Here is a 1,313-nt window from a genome sequence, read left to right on the forward strand (position 1 = left end):
GGAAGGTCTCGGTGATGCGCCGGATTTCGTTCGGCATCGTCGCGGTGAAGAACAGGGTCTGGCGGGTGAACGGGACCAGCTTGCAGATCCGCTCGATGTCCGGGATGAAGCCCATGTCGAGCATCCGGTCGGCTTCGTCGATGATCAGCATCTCGACGCCGGTGAGCAGCAGGCCGCCGCGTTCGGTGTGGTCGAGCAGGCGGCCCGGGGTGGCGATCAGTACGTCGACGCCGCGAGTGAGCTTGAGGTCCTGATCACCGAACGAGACGCCGCCGATCAGCAGCGCGACGTTGAGTTTCTGGCCGGCGCCGTATTTGTCGAACTGCTCTTTGACCTGGGCGGCGAGTTCGCGGGTCGGCTCGAGGATCAGGGTTCGCGGCATCCGGGCCCGGGCGCGGCCCTTTTCCAGCATCGTCAGCATCGGCAGCACGAAGGCTGCTGTCTTGCCGGTGCCGGTCTGGGCGATGCCGAGGACATCCTTGCGGGCGAGGACGTGGGGGATCGCCTGCTGTTGAATGGGAGTGGGCGAAACGTAACCGGCGGCGGCGACGGCGGCTTGGACTTTCTCGGAAAGTCCCAGATTGGAAAAAGACATCGAGCCTCTGTTGTCGGGGCGCGGCCTGGTTCTAACACCATCGGCCGGAACTCGGGGGTCACGCCACTTAATCGAACCGCCGCATGGATTCTGCGAAATCTCTGTCGCGCTCAACCCCGGAGCGGCTAGCAATCGTGCACGGGGAAGTCGGATCGCGGACAGGCGGCTCAATCTGGGTATCACTTGACGCAATACCGGGCCGCATCACGGGCGGAACATAGGCCGGAATCGGCCAAAGTCAATGCGCCGGCGCATGAAACGGCTGAAATAGCTTAATGTTTTTGCGTCTCGGGGCCCCGATCGGGGCGGCAGCGGCGCAGCGTTTCGGTCGGCGATTCCCCAAACGCCTCCCGGTAGTCCTGAGCGAACCGGCTCGGGTTGGCGAAGCCGCAGCGGAGCGCGACGCCGATCAGCGTCGTCGCGGCGCCGGTCTCCAGCAGCTGCTTGGCGTGATTGAGCTTGGCGCGCTTGACGTAGGCCGACGGCGAGTAGCCGCGATGCTTGAGGAAGGCGCGGGTAAGTGTGGAGATGCTGACGCCGGCAATCCGCGCCACGTCCTCGACGCTGATGTCTTCGTCGCGGTGGCTTTCGACGTAGTGCTCCGCGGTGCGGACGTAGCGCGGCACGTCGTCACTCACCGCGTTGGCGTTCTCAAGCAGATGGCCGAGATTGTGCCGGCTGCAATACAGCAGCGCCGTGATGCAGGACTGCTCCAGAT

The 1,313-nt window shown here is 64.5% G+C and carries 2 protein-coding genes; both read right to left on the minus strand.

Annotation, left to right across the window (positions count from 1 at the left end):
- The coding region (locus DYI24_RS26695) for a DEAD/DEAH box helicase (protein WP_164574467.1) at nt 1-595 on the minus strand (595 nt) is incomplete at its 3' end.
- A 272-nt stretch (nt 596-867) separates the two neighbouring features.
- Nucleotides 868-1,313, minus strand: a 446-nt coding sequence (locus DYI24_RS26700; protein WP_164574468.1) for a helix-turn-helix transcriptional regulator, incomplete at its 5' end; no start/stop codon positions are given.

The organism is Rhodopseudomonas sp. BR0C11, assembly GCF_010820945.1.
Taxonomy (GTDB): Bacteria; Pseudomonadota; Alphaproteobacteria; order Rhizobiales; family Xanthobacteraceae; genus Rhodopseudomonas; species Rhodopseudomonas palustris_H.